At 65.3% G+C, this 13366-nt stretch carries 11 protein-coding genes; 3 read left to right on the top strand and 8 right to left on the bottom strand.

Going from position 1 to position 13366, the window contains the following annotated elements; translation table 11 throughout:
- Positions 1-91: 91 nt before the first annotated feature.
- Positions 92-772, top strand: a complete 681-nt coding sequence (locus GYH34_RS13775; protein WP_161914070.1) for a sensor histidine kinase — start codon at positions 92-94, stop codon at positions 770-772.
- Here the strand turns inward: GYH34_RS13775 and GYH34_RS13770 are convergent.
- From GYH34_RS13770 to GYH34_RS13750, 5 genes are read right to left on the bottom strand one after another with little or no spacing between them, the layout of a single operon-like run.
- Positions 769-3219, bottom strand: a complete 2451-nt coding sequence (locus GYH34_RS13770) for a glycoside hydrolase family 2 protein (protein WP_161914069.1) — start codon at positions 3217-3219, stop codon at positions 769-771. The two genes, GYH34_RS13775 and GYH34_RS13770, sit on opposite strands and share 4 nt — an antisense overlap.
- Positions 3220-3224: 5 nt before the next feature.
- Positions 3225-4232, bottom strand: a complete 1008-nt coding sequence (locus tag GYH34_RS13765) for a DUF1839 family protein (RefSeq protein WP_161914068.1) — start codon at positions 4230-4232, stop codon at positions 3225-3227.
- Positions 4192-5103, bottom strand: a complete 912-nt coding sequence (locus GYH34_RS13760) for an amino acid--[acyl-carrier-protein] ligase (RefSeq protein WP_161914067.1) — start codon at positions 5101-5103, stop codon at positions 4192-4194. The genes GYH34_RS13765 and GYH34_RS13760 overlap by 41 nt, the downstream gene beginning before the upstream one ends.
- A 3-nt stretch (positions 5104-5106) precedes the next feature.
- The gene (locus tag GYH34_RS13755; RefSeq protein ID WP_161914066.1) at positions 5107-6264 is read right to left on the bottom strand and encodes an acyl-CoA dehydrogenase family protein; all 1158 of its coding nucleotides are present in this window, start codon (positions 6262-6264) and stop codon (positions 5107-5109) included.
- A complete protein-coding gene (locus GYH34_RS13750) occupies positions 6264-6506 on the bottom strand; it encodes an acyl carrier protein (RefSeq protein ID WP_161914065.1) in 243 nt (80 codons plus the stop codon). Before GYH34_RS13750 ends, GYH34_RS13755 begins: the two co-directional genes overlap by 1 nt.
- Positions 6507-7005: 499 nt before the next feature.
- On the opposite strand from GYH34_RS13750, the gene GYH34_RS13745 reads away from it, so the two are divergent.
- Positions 7006-9069 carry a GumC family protein gene (locus tag GYH34_RS13745; protein WP_161914064.1) on the top strand — a complete coding sequence of 688 codons (2064 nt, stop codon included), beginning with the start codon at positions 7006-7008 and terminating at the stop codon, positions 9067-9069.
- A gap of 534 nt (positions 9070-9603) precedes the next feature.
- Here the strand turns inward: GYH34_RS13745 and GYH34_RS13740 are convergent.
- A complete protein-coding gene (locus GYH34_RS13740; protein ID WP_244635119.1) occupies positions 9604-10686 on the bottom strand; it encodes a polyamine ABC transporter substrate-binding protein in 1083 nt (360 codons plus the stop codon).
- 111 nt (positions 10687-10797) lie between these two features.
- Here GYH34_RS13740 and GYH34_RS13735 point away from each other — a divergent pair, with 111 nt between their 5' ends.
- Entirely contained in the window at positions 10798-11253 is a 456-nt protein-coding gene (locus tag GYH34_RS13735) for an MmcB family DNA repair protein (RefSeq protein ID WP_161914063.1), read from the top strand.
- A 30-nt stretch (positions 11254-11283) separates the two neighbouring features.
- Here GYH34_RS13735 and GYH34_RS13730 read toward each other — a convergent pair whose 3' ends face one another.
- Both GYH34_RS13730 and GYH34_RS13725 read right to left on the bottom strand, forming a co-directional pair.
- Positions 11284-11853: an ActR/PrrA/RegA family redox response regulator transcription factor gene (locus GYH34_RS13730; RefSeq protein ID WP_161915026.1), complete on the bottom strand. Its 570-nt coding sequence runs from the start codon at positions 11851-11853 to the stop codon at positions 11284-11286.
- 67 nt (positions 11854-11920) lie between these two features.
- Positions 11921-13324: an ActS/PrrB/RegB family redox-sensitive histidine kinase gene (locus GYH34_RS13725; RefSeq protein ID WP_161914062.1), complete on the bottom strand. Its 1404-nt coding sequence runs from the start codon at positions 13322-13324 to the stop codon at positions 11921-11923.
- Positions 13325-13366: the final 42 nt, after the last annotated feature.

Below are 13366 nucleotides of genomic sequence, written 5' to 3'. Positions count from 1 at the left end.
TGAAAATTGCGGATGCGCGCTTCAGATAATTGAAAAACAGGTCCGTGCGACCGGCTGTCGTCTCCGGCGTCGCTCGGAGGGATCGGGCTGAATGAGCGAAGTCGCTGGCGTATCCTCGGTTGTCGGGGGCAAGAACAAAATCGCCGAGCTCGAGGCCGAGCTCGCGAGCGTTCATGCCGAACTGCGCGCCGAGAAGGAGCGCTATCGCGAGCTGCGTCATCGCATCCGCAATGACCTACAGGCATTGGCGACGTTGATCTCGGCGCAGTCGCGGCGGCTCGAGAAGTCCGAGGGTTGCAGCAATTGCGCCATGCGCTTGCGCAGCGCCGTCGAGCTGCACAATGCGCTGGACGAGGACGATGACGCCGAGATCTGCATGTCCTCCTATCTCTGGGCGCTCTCCGAGGCGCGCCGCAAAGCTTTCGACGATCGCATCGTCGGAGAGACGCTCGCAGACGATGATATTTTTCTCGATTATCGCCGCGCGCAATGCGTCGGCCTCGTCTATGTCGAGGCCGTCACCAATGCGATGAAGCACGCCTTTCCCGGCGGCGCGCATGGCGAAGTGCATGGGCGCCTGCGCCGCATAGGCGACAGGCTCGAGCTGACCATCTCCGACAATGGCTGCGGCTTCGATCCGGCGAATGTCGTGCGTGGCGACGGGCTGCAGCTGATGCGGGGCCTAGCGCGCCAGCTCAAGGGCGAGGCGTTCTTCGAGCGCCTGCCGCAAGGCACGCGGGTGCGGCTCGAATTCCCCGAGCATGTGGGCTAGCCGTAGGCGATCGTTTCCCCGTTCAGCGCTCGCGCGATTCCCTTGGGGCGTCCCACGTCGGCCGATCGCGGAACGAGGCGAATGCGCCGCGTCGCGCCGGGCGCGAGATGCAGCCAGCTTTCGCCAGGAAGAAAGCGCTCATCCTCGATCGAAACGGATTGCGCGGCGATCGTCGTCGATAGAGCGAGAACGAATCCGCTGTCGTCCTCCTCTGTCTCCGCGGTCAAGCCGAGCTGCGCTTTCGCCGCGCTGCGGCCGAGCGGAAAATGGAAGGCCTCGCGCTCGACGCCATTCGCGCCGATGAAGCGCACGACGGTCAAATCATGCGACGGCGGCCCGAAATTATAGGCGAGCGCCGTGTCGAAAAATCCGCCCCAGAATTCCGCGTCGCGCAATGTCGCGACGCCATGCGGCTCGACGGCGACGCTGCGGCTCGCTCTCATCACCGGCACATGGCCGTTGCGATAGCAGGCCAGCGAAATCTCGCCCTCGATACGCTGCGGGCCGTCATTGCGCAAATGCGCGAAGAGCCCGTTGACGCCTTCGTCGGTGAGCATGAGCGACAGTGGACGAAAGGCGCGCGCCAAAGCATGATAGGCGGATTTCGGCTCGCCATGCGCATCGAGAACGCCCCAGCCGGCGCCGGGCCACAGATCCTTTAGGAACCAGACGATGGCGCCATGAGTCGTGGAGCCGCCGCGTCGCCATTCGCCGATCGTCGCTTCCATCGTCTCGGCCACTGCGGCGCGCGCTATGTCGAGATAGAGCTGCGGATCGCTCTCGCGCAGCGTCGTCGGTTCGCAGCCATAGAGCAGGCGCATGTAATGTTCGGTGACGTCGCCGAAAGTCTGCGTCGCGCCCATGTCGCGCGCGATGCGTTCGGCGAAGAGTTTCGATGCGAGCGGGGCGTCGCCGAAGTCGCGGCGCAGCGCGGCGTCATCCGCGATATTGGCGAAGCCGAGACATTCGGAAGCGAAGCGCACATTGGCCCGGCGGGCGTCGTCCAGGCCGCGGCGATAGGCGCCGACGCCATAGTAATGCGAGACGCCGACATCGGCATGGAAGGGCAGGGGACCGCCGGAGGGCGAGTTCTCGACATAGATGGCGTCGGGACGCTGCTCTCGGACGAGCTCTGGCAGAGTCTCGTCGAAGAAGGGCGTGCGCCATTTGGCCTCGGCGAGGCCGAGCATGGACGCTTGCTGATAGACCTCGCTGCCGCCGCAGAGCACGGCGAGCGAAGGCGAGGATCGCGTGCGCGCCAGAAACTCCGTCGCCTCGCGTTCAGCGCTGGCGCGGAAGGCGGCGTCCTGAAACGGATAATCGAAATTGGTGAAGGCGAAATCCTGCCAGACCATGAGGCCGAGCTCGTCGCAGAGCGCGTAGAAATCATCGCTCTCATAGAGAGTGACGCCGGGCACGCGAACCATATTCATGCCGGCGTCGCGCATCGCGCGCAGCAGCGGCCCGCAATCCTCTCGGTCGCCGGCGAGCGACACGGCGTCGGCCGTCGTCCAGCAGGCGCCGCGGCAGAACAGCGGAATATCGTTCACCTGTAGCGCGAAGCCGGCGCCATCCGCGCCGCGATCGACGCGAATGTCGCGAAAGCCGGTGCGGCCGAGATCGATGCGATGCGCGCCGATCGTGGCCGAGACATCATAGAGATGCGGCTCGCCATGCGTATGCGGCGTCCACAACCGCGCGTCGGGCGGCGACAGCTCGGCGATGATGCGATTATCCGCAACGCGCGTGAAGGGCGCTTCCGTTCCGCCGCAAAAGAGCCGCGCAGGAGCATCCGTGAGGCCGGAAATTTCGAGCGCGACGCGCAGCTCGGCGCGACCATCGTGGACGGTGGCGCGCATATCCACATTGCGCAGACGCAGCGCGCCATGCTCGATCAGCTCGATCTCGCGCCAGGGACCGACCGGCGGCGTCGGCGGCGCGAAGCCGGGAAGGCGGCCGAGCGCCGTCGTGCGTATGTGGCGCAGGCCCGCCGGCGTTATCATGCGCGGCCGCCAGCGCGCGCGGCCGCTCTTCGTGGCGATCTCGCGCTCGACAGAGCGAAAGCGAATATGAAGATCATGCGCGCCTTGCGTCGCGACCTCTATTGCGTGCGCGTGGAACATATTGTCCGAGCGCAGCGCGAGCCTTCCATCGAGATAAACGTCCGCGAGCGTGGCGAGGCCGTGCAGGCGCAGCTCCGCCGGCGCAGAATTGACGAAGGAGGTCTTGTACCAGACGTCGATGGCGTCGAGCGGCGGCAGCTCTTCGAAGCGCGCGCCTTCCGCGATCAGCGTCTGCGCCAGCGTGCCGGGAACGCGCGTCGCGCGCCAGGAGGCGGCGCCGGGAATGGCGGATGGCTCCGTCCATTCGCCGGCCTCGTCGATCGCGAAAGTCCAGCCGGCGTCGAGGCGCTGGCGCTTTTCTCCTTCGACGCGCGCGCGCATCATCGGTTTCAGCGCAGCTTCGCCGAGAGACCTCCGAACAAGCCGTCATAGACGCCGGCGAGTTCGTCGAGCGTCTCGCGCGGATCATAGACGCGCTTGCGCGCAGAGGCGCGCGCCGCCTGGAACTGCATCGCCTTGGCGCCGGCCGAAATGCGTCGGCAGGCGTCCGCCTCGACGGCGAGATCGCCATTCGGCCGCAGCCAATCGAGATGGCTGCCGAGCAGCTCGAAATTGGCGCCGAGCTGGCGGAACGTGTTGAACGCGAGGCTATGGAAGAAGCATGGCGGGCGCGCTTCCAGCACATTCCACAGCGCGGGGAAGCGCGCGGCGAAGGCGTGGATCGGATTGTCGCTCGGGCGGCGCGCGAAATGCTCTCGCGCCAGTTCTTCCGCCGTTCCGCGCAAATCCGCATGCGTGCGCTCGCGGTCGAAGCGCACGAATTCGGCGTAAGGAAACAGAGCGGCGAGATCGCGCGCTTCGCCGGCGCGGCCGAAGATCGCGTCGAAGTCCTCGCCGTCGAGCGCGAAATGGCCGTCATTGTGGAAATAGTCGATCCGCCGCGCTGAAAGATCGATTTCCGTGACGCCGATCGTCGTCTTGGAGTGATCGATGCGATAGGTGACGCCGCGCGTGTCCGGCAGATGATAGCCGTCCACCTCCACCATCACCACGCGGCCGCGCGCGGTCTGACGCGCGATGTGATTGTCCAGCCGATCATAGAGCGCCAGCTCCTCGACGCGAAGGCCGTAGAGACGCTCGAGATCGGCGAGGCGCGGCTTGAAGAAGGTGAGCTGATCTTCTTCGAAATCCTGCGCCAGCGTGAAGCCGAGCATGGCCTCCGGCTCGAATCCACGCATAGCGACGAGCTCGATCATGAGATCGACATAGCAATTGGTCTGCGGCCAATCGCGCTCTGCATGATGCAGAGCGTGACGGAAATGCGGCTTCGCCGGCTTCAGCGGCGAGAGCTCCGCGTCAGAGAGAGAGAGCAGCGCGGACTGAGGTCGGCCAGCCATTGGTGTCGATCCCGTGATGTTTGAACAAGGCGAGGGCGAGGCGCTCCATTCCGAAGCCGACGCAAGCGGTGTGCGCCGTCTCGCCGGCGGCGGTCTTGATGCCCCACAGCTCGCCGAAGTGATCCTGATGATAGTTGAAGCTCTGGCAGGCGGTCGGATTTTCCGTGCTCTCGATCGGCACCAGCAACTCGAATTTCAGCGCCTGCTCGCGTTGGCTCGAGGCCATCATCCGTCCGGCGCGGCCGAAGAATGGATCATTGGCCACATCGATGTGATGCGGCAGCTCGAGCGTCTCGGCGAAGCCGCGGGCGCGTTCCAGCCAGGATTCGCGGAAGCTCGCGGCTTGCTCCGGCAAGCCGATGCGAACAAACTCGCGCATGCGGAACATTTGCATGCGCGCCGGATCCTTCGACGGCTCGTGGCGGAAGCAATAGGATTGAATGTCGAAGAGGCCGCCCTCCGGCGCGAGCGGGCCGCGGCGCGCGACGATCGGATAGAGCGGATAGCAGGCGGCGGGCGTCAGCACGATGTCGGTCGCGCCTTGCGCGCCGGTCCAGTCGCCGCCGTTGTGAATATTGTCGAGAAGGGCGAGATGATCCTTCTCGCTTCCGGCGAAGCTGTGCACCGTGCCGGCGAGCTGCGGGAAGTTCTTCATATAGCCGCTCTTCTCGAAGAGCGCGCGATTCATGCCGGGCGGAAAGCGGATGACCTCGGCGTGATCGCCTTCGGCGAGGCGCGTGATCAGCCGATCCATTCCCTCTATGACCGCCTCGAAGGCCTGCCCGCGGCCATAGAGTCCGTCGACGCCGGTTTCATGCAGAACGCCCTTGGCGAAAAGGCGATCGAGGAAGCTGTCGCAGGCCTGGCACATGGGTCAGTCTCCCAGCCGCTGGTCGATGCGCTGCGCGAGCAGCAGATTGGACAGATTGGTGAAGATGCGGTCGTTGGAGATCATCACCTGCGCCGAGAGCGCGTCGCGCATATGGCGGCCGACGCTGAAGGGCGTGTCGTTCTTGTAGCCGGCGATGCCGGCGATCAGCAGCGCATGATTGATAATTTCGATCGAGAGCTGCGACGAGCCGATCTTGATGTTGTTCATCGCGACGGCGAAGCTCATCGAATTGAGATCGTCCGCGTTCTGCTGCGCCTTGGCGAAGCGCTTCAGCCCTTCGACGATATTGGAGCGCATCAGCTGCAGCTTTGATGTCGCCTCGGCGAGACGCAGCGCGCCGGGAGCCGGGCCATTGGGATGGCGACGCGCATCCTTGCGCACGAAGGATTGCGCGCGCGACAGAGCGTCCGAGGCGACGCCGTACCACACCGCGCTCCACAGAAGATGCGCGGTCGCGAGCATGGACTCGGAGGCGATCTCGGCGAAGTCATGGGTGAAGATCTGCTCGATCGGCGCCTCGCCGCTGAAGGTGAAGCCTTCGCTGCAGGTGCCGCGCATGCCGAGCGCGTCCCAGCCGCCGGTGCGGTCGAGCCGATATTGGCTCTTCTCGAGCACTGCCATCAGCTGATCGGAGGGCGGCGCGTCGGCCGAGCGGCGCGCGGTGATGAGGATCGCGTCCGAATAGGCGCCGTAGGAAATGAGCGCGCCTTCCTTGGCGATGCGGAATGTCGCGCCGTCGCGCTCGAAGGCGCAAATGCTGTTGCGCATATTGCCGCCGACGCCGCCTTCCGTCGTCGCGGAGCCGAGCAGCAGTTGCTCGTCGGCGACGCGGCGCATGAAGCTCTCGTGCCAGGCGCTGCCGCGGCCATGCGCGATGAGGCTAGACACTTTGATCTGATGCATGGCGAAGATCATAGCCGTCGAGGCGCATTGCTGGCCCAGCGAGGTGCAGATCTCCGCGACATCCGAGAGCGGGGCTCCGCCGCCGCCGAATTCGATCGGGATCAGCAGCGAGAGCAGGCGCGCGTCCTTGAGGGCCTGAAACGCCTCGATCGGGAAACGGCCGTTGCGGTCGACATCGTCGGCGTGGCGGGCGGCCGTCGCAACGACATTCGCTCCGCGATCGAGTGGCGCGTTCATCAAGCGGCTTCCTTGAGCTCGTGCAGGCAGCCGGCGATCGAGGCGATCGAGGAGAAGCTGCGACGGTTGAGCATGCGGTCGGGGAATTCGACGTCGAACGTCTCTTCCAGCGCCAGCATCAGCTGGACCGCGGCGAAGGATGTGAGGCCCGTGGCGTAGAGATCGGCATTGTCGCCGATCGTCTCGGCGGCCACGGCCAAGCGGCCTTGTTCATCGACGAGTCGTCTAATCGTATCGAGCATCATTATCTCCATCGACCAAGCTCGAGTTTCATCGTCACCATACGCGTTCGCGCTGCATTTTCAGCTAAATTGGCGTTCGTTGGTGAACAGTTTGCGGATTTGATCGTTGCCAAATTCGTTCCATAAAATTTGACCCGTTCGAGAAAGCAATCCCGGGCCATTTGCGTGAAAATGATACGAGGCTATGATGTTCTGGACACAGACGAGACACCCGAGGCGTCTCGAATTCTGTCACGACCGTGAAACGTGGCGAATCGTCTCCGCAGACCCTATTTTCGACATGAAGAGGATGAATGAGAGAGAGGAGTTTAAGAAACGTTAACCATGAAATGGAACATTCGCCTTCAACGCGAATGCGGGACTGTGCTCGCTTGTTCGACGTCGGAACGGAACTCGCGTGATGTTGGATTATGAATCCGGGTCGAAAAGTCTCGCAGAACGTCAGCGGCCAGCGGCCGCGGAGCCTCCGCGCGCGCGTTCCTCGCTGACGCCGGGACGCTTGATTTCGCTCGCTCTTCGCAACAAGCTCTTCATCCTGTCCGTCGCGCTCGCCTGCGCGGTCGGCGGCTATGCGCTCACCAAGCTGCTGACGCCGCGCTATGTCGCGGCCGCCCAGATCTATCTCGATCCGCGCGGGCTACCCGGTCTCGAGGGCGACGCCAATCAGGGCCAGGATTCGACCGGCTTTATCAATTTCGTCGAGACGCAGACCCGCATCTTGACCTCGCAGGTCGTGCTCGAGCGCGTCGTGGAGGCGGAGAAGCTCACCGAGGATCCCGAGTTCGGCGCATCGACGTCCTTGTTCGGCAAGCTGTTCGGCCGCTTCGGCCGCGCGCCGACGAAGGAGGAGATCGTCGACGGCGCCGTGCGCGCGCTCGGCACCAAAATCATGGTGCGCCGTCCCGAGCGCACTTTCATCATCGACATCGCCGCTTCGAGCGACAATGCGCAGAAATCGGCGCGCATCGCCAATGCGGTGGCGCAGGCCTATATCGATGTGCGCTCGACGATGCACAAGGACGCCGCGCAGCAGGCGGCGAGCTCCTTCACCGGGCGCCTCGACGGGCTGCGCGAGCGTCTGCTCGCCGCGGAAAAAGCCGTCGAGGCCTATAAGGCGGAGAACGGCTTCGTCGGCACACGCGATTCCTATATAGACGAGCAGCGGCTGAAGGAGCTCAACCAGCAGCTCACCTTCGCCCGCACGCGGCTCGAGGACACGCGCTCGCGCTTCGAGCAGGTGCAGCGCGCGGCGCATTCGGACACGGAGCTCGCGGCCATCGCCGCCAATATGAATTTGATTACCTTGAACGCGCTGCGCGGGCAGCAGGCGGAGGCGGCGCAAAAGCTGGCCGATCTCTCCGCCGAGCTCGGGCCGCAGCATCCGGTCGTCAAAAATGCGACGGCGCGGCTCGCCGAGACCAAGCGCCTCGTCAGTACCGAGCTGGCGCGCGTCGCCGTCTCGTTGCGCAAGGATTATGAGCGCGCGCGGAGCACCGAGGAGGCGCTGAACCGCGAGATGCAGAAGCTCGAGGGCAAGGCCGTCGTCTCGGCGCAAGCTTCGGTCAAGCTTCGCGATCTCGAGCGTGAGGTCGAGGTCAGCCGCTCGATCTACGAATCCTTCCTGACGCGCTCGCGTCAGACCGGCGAGGCGCGGCAGCTGGACGCGGCCAGCACGCATATCATCACAATGGCGACGCCGCCGATCGCGCGCAGTTTTCCGCCCGGCGCCGGGCTGATGACGGGCGCGGGCTTCGTCGCGGGCCTCACTCTGGGCCTCGGCCTGGCTTTTCTGCGTGAGGGCGGCTTCAGCGGGGCGCCCGAGTCGGGGCCTCGGCGCGATGTCGAGGCCGAGCCTGTGCGCGTCGCTGTGACCGATGCGACGAAATTCACCGTGCGTGGGCCGACGTCGGGGCCGGAGCGGCTCGAGCTGACGCGGCTCGGCATTCCTTTCGTGCGGCCTTTCGCCGATCGCCGCGAGCTCGAGGCGGTGGTGTCGCGCTTCGGCGCGCTGGTCGCCGAGAGCGCGCATCGGCCGCTCGTCATCGGGCTGGTCGGCGATGCGCCCGGCTCCATTCGCACAGTGATGGCCGTCAATATCGCTCTGGCGCTGCGGCTGCAGCATCTGGAGGTGGCGCTCGTCGATGCGGACCGCGATCATGCGGCGCTCACCGTTCTCATCGAGGATGGGCTCGAGGCGTTCGGCGACGCCGACGATCCTTTCGTGCGCACCGACGACAGCGTGCTGCTGGCGCTGCCGGCGATCGATCGACGCTCGCGCGCGGCCGGCGCGGTGGAGCGCATCGTCGACGGCTTCCGGGACGGCAATCCGGCCGAGGTCGATATCGTGCTCTGCGATGGCGTCGGCTCGGATGAGAGCATGTTCGAGCGGCTCGACTTTGTAGCGCCCGTGCTCGGCCGCGATCAGGACGAGGAGACTGCGATCGCCGAGCTTCCGGCGGCGCTGCGCGCGAAGATCGCGGTGATTTTGCGAGTCGATCATAGCGATCCCTGGCTGCCGCGCCGCGATGCGCGCCGTCGCGCGGAGACGCGCAAGACCGCCTGACGCGGTCTCGTCTTCTTACTCGGCCACAAGCGGGGCGGCGTTCATGGGCTCCGTATCGAGCGCGGCCGCGATAGTGGCGGCGGCGTCGCGCCAGCACTGATCAAAGATTGGCGACAGCGTGCGCGAGGGCGGGCTTTCTGCGCGCGCGAGGCGTCGGCATAGGCGCGCGCGTCGGCGTTATTGGCGAGCAGCATCAGCGAGCCGTCGGCGATGGCGCGGCGATAGGAGCGATGATCGAACTCGCCGGCCTCTCGCGGCGCGTTGACGATCACCGGCTTTGCCGGATTGCAGGCAGGCGAGCACGCTGCCGCGGCGCGAGACGGCGAGCCGCTGCGCCTCGAGGCCGAGCTCGCCCCATCGCGCCGCCACATGGCGGGCGAAGGATTCGACGCCGCAAGGCTTCGTGGCCGTCGAGACCAGGAACGGCGTCTTCCTGCGTTCGGTCGCGCGGATCATCACTGGCTTCGTCCTGTTTCATAATGAGACGGCGGCGGCGCCGCCATCCCACTCGCAGCAAGAGGCGAACCGTTTTTCTCAGCGGCCGGTCTTCACCCGCGTCCATTCGCGGGTGACGATTTTCTGGATCGGCTGATCCGGCGCCGTGACGGTGAAGAGACGCTTCATCGTCGCCGCATCGGGATAGATCGCCGGATTCTCGGCGATCTCCTTGTCCACCAGCGGCCGCGAGGCGCCGACGCCATTGGCGAAATTGGTGATCTTGGTGTTGCGGGCGGCGACCTCCGGCCGCAGCAGATAATCGATGAAGAGATGCGCCTCGTCGGGGTGCGGCGCGTCCTTGGGGATGGCGAGGCTGTCGAGCGACATCAGCGTCCCCTCCTGCGGGATGACATAGGCGATCTCGACGCCATTGGCGGCCTCGCGGGCGCGATTGCGCGCCTGGAAGCTATCGCCGGCCCAGCCGATGGCGAGGCAAATGTCGCCATTGGCGAGCGCGTTGATATATTCTGAGGAGTGGAATTTCTTAATGTGCCGCCGCAGGCCGGAGAGCAGATCGGCGGCGCGCCGAATGTCCCCGGGCTCCTTGGAATTGGGATCGAGCTTCAGGTAATTGAGCGTGATCGAGAAGAGATCTTCGGGACTATCGAGCACATAGACGCCGCAATCGGCGAATTTGCGAAGATTTTCCGGCTTCAGCACCTGGTCCCAGGAGGCGATCGGCTTATCGCCGATGCGCTCTTTGATCTTGGCGACATTATAAGCGACGCCGGTGGTGAACCACATATAGCTTACAGCATGGGCATTGCCTGGATCATAGCGCGAGAGACGCTGCGCGATCTCCGGCCAGACATTGTCGATATTCTTGAGCTTGCTCTTGTCGAGCGGGCGATAGACGCCGGCCTTGATCTGCCTTTGCAGAAAGGTCGCCGAGGGGACGACGACATCATAACCGGCGGCGCCGGCGAGCAGGCGCGTTTCCAATATCTCGTTGGAATCATAGGTGTCGTAGATGACCTTAACGCCTGTCTCGCGGGTGAAGTCCTCGAGCACGCGCGGGTCGATATAATCGCTCCAATTGAAGATGTTGACGACCCGCTCGGCGCCCTGTGCGCCCATGGCGCCTCCGAGCGCGAGCAGACATGCGGCGAGGATTCTCATTCGATCTGCTCTCCCTCAACGCCCGGCGGCTCGCTGCGCCGCTTGCGCAGCGCGTCGCCTCATGGGCACAATGGCCGACCTCTCGCTCTCCCGCCATTCCGAGATTATGCGATGGAGTCCGCCTCTCCGCTCGAAAGTTTGCGCGAGCAAAACGCTCGTCTCGTGACGCGCGGCGCGCGGCGCTATTTGCGCGCGGCCGGGTTTTCTGTGCTCGCGGAACTGCCGCTGCCGGGCGGGCGGCGCGCCGATCTCGTCGCTCTCGCGCCGGATGGCGCATTGCGCATTATAGAGGTGAAGAGCTCGCTCGCCGATTTCCGCGCCGATCGCAAATGGATGGACTATCGCCTCCATTGCGATCGGTTCTATTTCGCCATTCCCTGCGATCTCTCGGAGGAGGCTTTTCCCATGGACGCCGGACTCATCGTCGCCGACGCGCATGGCGCCATGCTGACGCGCGAGGCGCCGGTCCACAAGCTCGCTCCGGCCAGCCGCAAGGCCATGCTGCTGCGCTTCGCCGGCGCGGCGGCGGAGCGGCTTCATCACGCCCTGCATCGCGACGAATTCTGACCAGCGCCACGGCGCCTCATCGCGGCGCGCTCATCTCGGCGCGCGCTTGGCCAATATGCGCTGCAGCGTGCGGCGATGCATGTTGAGCCGACGCGCCGTCTCCGACACATTGCGGTCGCAGCTCTCATAGACGCGCTGAATATGCTCCCAGCGCACGCGATCCGCCGACATGGGATTGTCGACCGCGTCGGGCTTGTCGATCTTGGTCGCCATCAGCGCATGATAGATTTCATCGGCGTCGGCGGGCTTGGCCAGATAATCGAAGGCGCCGAGCTTCACCGCCGTCACCGCCGTGGCGATATTGCCATAGCCGGTGAGGATGATGCCGCGAGCGTCCGGCCGCTTCTCCTTGAGCGACGAGATGACGTCTATGCCATTGCCGTCGCCGAGCCGCATGTCGATGATGGCGAAGGCGGGCGGCGCCGCCTCGACGGCGGCGAGGCCGTCTGCGACGCTCTCCACCGCGGTCACGAGAAAGCCGCGCGCCTCCATGGCGCGCGTGAGCCGGCCGAGGAAGGGCTTGTCGTCCTCCACGATCAGCAGCGAGCGCTCCTGCGGGAGCTCCCCGAGCGTGGCCTCCACGGCCGCGTCGAAATCCATATGTTCGGCTGCGCCAGCATCGTCGATCATGCGTCGTCGTCCTGGTTTGGGATTATTCAATATAGCATCACGCAGCGTCGGACGAAGGCGTTTGTTGGTCCCCGCCGCGGTCCGGGCCCTGGTCGAAGCCGCGCTCGTGCCCGCCTCCCTCGCCATTGGCGATAGAGCGTTCCAGCGCCGCGCGCGGCCAGGAGATCGTCACCTTGGCGCCTGTCTGCGGGGCCTGCACATTGGCCGTGGTCACGGTCGCGCCGGAGCGCTCGAGCAGCGTCTTGGCGATGAAGAGGCCGAGGCCGAGGCCGGAGCCCGGCTCGTTCTTGGTGCGCCGATCGGTCGGGCGTCCGCTGACATAAGGATCGCCGAGGCGATTGAGAATCGCCTGTGAGAAGCCGGGGCCGTCATCCTCTATGACGATGACGACGAGCTCCTTGGACCATAAGGCCTCTATGCGCACGCGCGAGCGGGCGAAATCGACGGCGTTCTCGACGAGATTGCCGAGCCCGTAGACGATGCCGGGATTGCGCGAGAAGCTCGGCTCCTGGGGCGGGCCGCGCCGCGTCAGCTCTATGTCGACGCCGAAGGCGCGATGCGGCTCGACCACTTCCTCGAGCATGGTCTCCAGCGTCTGCATGTCGAGCAGGCCGCCGGTGTCCGCCTGGCCGAGCGAGACGAGCTTGCGCAGAATGTCCCGGCAGCGCCGCGCCTCCTGCGCCAGCAGAGCGAGATCGTCGGCGAGCGCCGGGGCCGAGGCCAGCGCCGAGTTTTGCAACTCCTTGGTGACGACCGCGATCGTGGCGAGCGGCGTGCCGAGCTCATGCGCGGCGGCGGCCGCCAGGCCGTCCAGCTGCGAGAGATGCTGCTCGCGCTCGAGCACCAGCTCCGTCGCCGCCAGGGCCGTCGACAATTGCCGCGCCTCGTCGGAGACGCGCGCCGCATAGAGGCCGACGAAGGCCGCGCTCAGCACCAGCGCCGTCCACACGCCGGTGCGATAGAGCAGCGGGAAATGCAGCTCGACGCCCTCGTACCAGGGCAAGGGCTGAAACTCGACGGTCAATATCGTCGCCGCGGCGATCATCAGCACGCCGAGCAGAATGGTCAGCTTGCGCGGCAGAGACACGGCCGAGATCATCACCGGCGCCAGAAACAGCATGGCGAAAGGATTGGCGACTCCGCCGGTGAGATAGAGCAGGGCCGAGAGCTGCAATATGTCATAGGACAAGAGCAGCGCGGCCTCGCCGTCGTCGAGGCGGAAGGTGCGCGTCGTGGCGAGGCGCAACGCCGCGTTGAGGCAGGCCGAGGTCGCGATGGCGATGAAGCTCAGCCCGATCGGAAAATCGAACTGAAAATAGAAGAAGGTGACGAGCGTCGCGAAAGTCTGGCCGGCGATCGCCAGCCAGCGCAGGATGATGAGCGTGTCGACGCGAAGCTGGCGGGCCTGATGGCCGAAATCGGCGTCCGCGGTGTTGGTCATGAGGCGGCGTTGTCTCGACAATTGCAGCAGCGCGAGACGCGC

Origin of the sequence: Methylosinus sp. C49, assembly GCF_009936375.1 — a bacterium.
Taxonomy (GTDB): Bacteria; Pseudomonadota; Alphaproteobacteria; order Rhizobiales; family Beijerinckiaceae; genus Methylosinus.
Note: the sequence above shows the minus strand (reverse complement) of the source record. Positions and strands in the feature narration are given on the sequence as shown.

Bases quoted from the DNA above. Each gene is read 5' to 3' on its own strand.
- GYH34_RS13775 (WP_161914070.1), top strand. From the start codon at position 92: ATGAGCGAAGTCGCTGGCGTATCCTCGGTTGTCGGGGGCAAGAACAAA.
- GYH34_RS13770 (WP_161914069.1), bottom strand. From the start codon at position 3,219: ATGATGCGCGCGCGCGTCGAAGGAGAAAAGCGCCAGCGCCTCGACGCC.
- GYH34_RS13765 (WP_161914068.1), bottom strand. From the start codon at position 4,232: ATGGCTGGCCGACCTCAGTCCGCGCTGCTCTCTCTCTCTGACGCGGAG.
- GYH34_RS13760 (WP_161914067.1), bottom strand. From the start codon at position 5,103: ATGTGCCAGGCCTGCGACAGCTTCCTCGATCGCCTTTTCGCCAAGGGC.
- GYH34_RS13755 (WP_161914066.1), bottom strand. From the start codon at position 6,264: ATGAACGCGCCACTCGATCGCGGAGCGAATGTCGTTGCGACGGCCGCC.
- GYH34_RS13750 (WP_161914065.1), bottom strand. From the start codon at position 6,506: ATGCTCGATACGATTAGACGACTCGTCGATGAACAAGGCCGCTTGGCC.
- GYH34_RS13740 (WP_244635119.1), bottom strand. From the start codon at position 10,686: ATGAGAATCCTCGCCGCATGTCTGCTCGCGCTCGGAGGCGCCATGGGC.
- GYH34_RS13735 (WP_161914063.1), top strand. From the start codon at position 10,798: ATGGAGTCCGCCTCTCCGCTCGAAAGTTTGCGCGAGCAAAACGCTCGT.
- GYH34_RS13730 (WP_161915026.1), bottom strand. From the start codon at position 11,853: ATGGATTTCGACGCGGCCGTGGAGGCCACGCTCGGGGAGCTCCCGCAG.
- GYH34_RS13725 (WP_161914062.1), bottom strand. From the start codon at position 13,324: ATGACCAACACCGCGGACGCCGATTTCGGCCATCAGGCCCGCCAGCTT.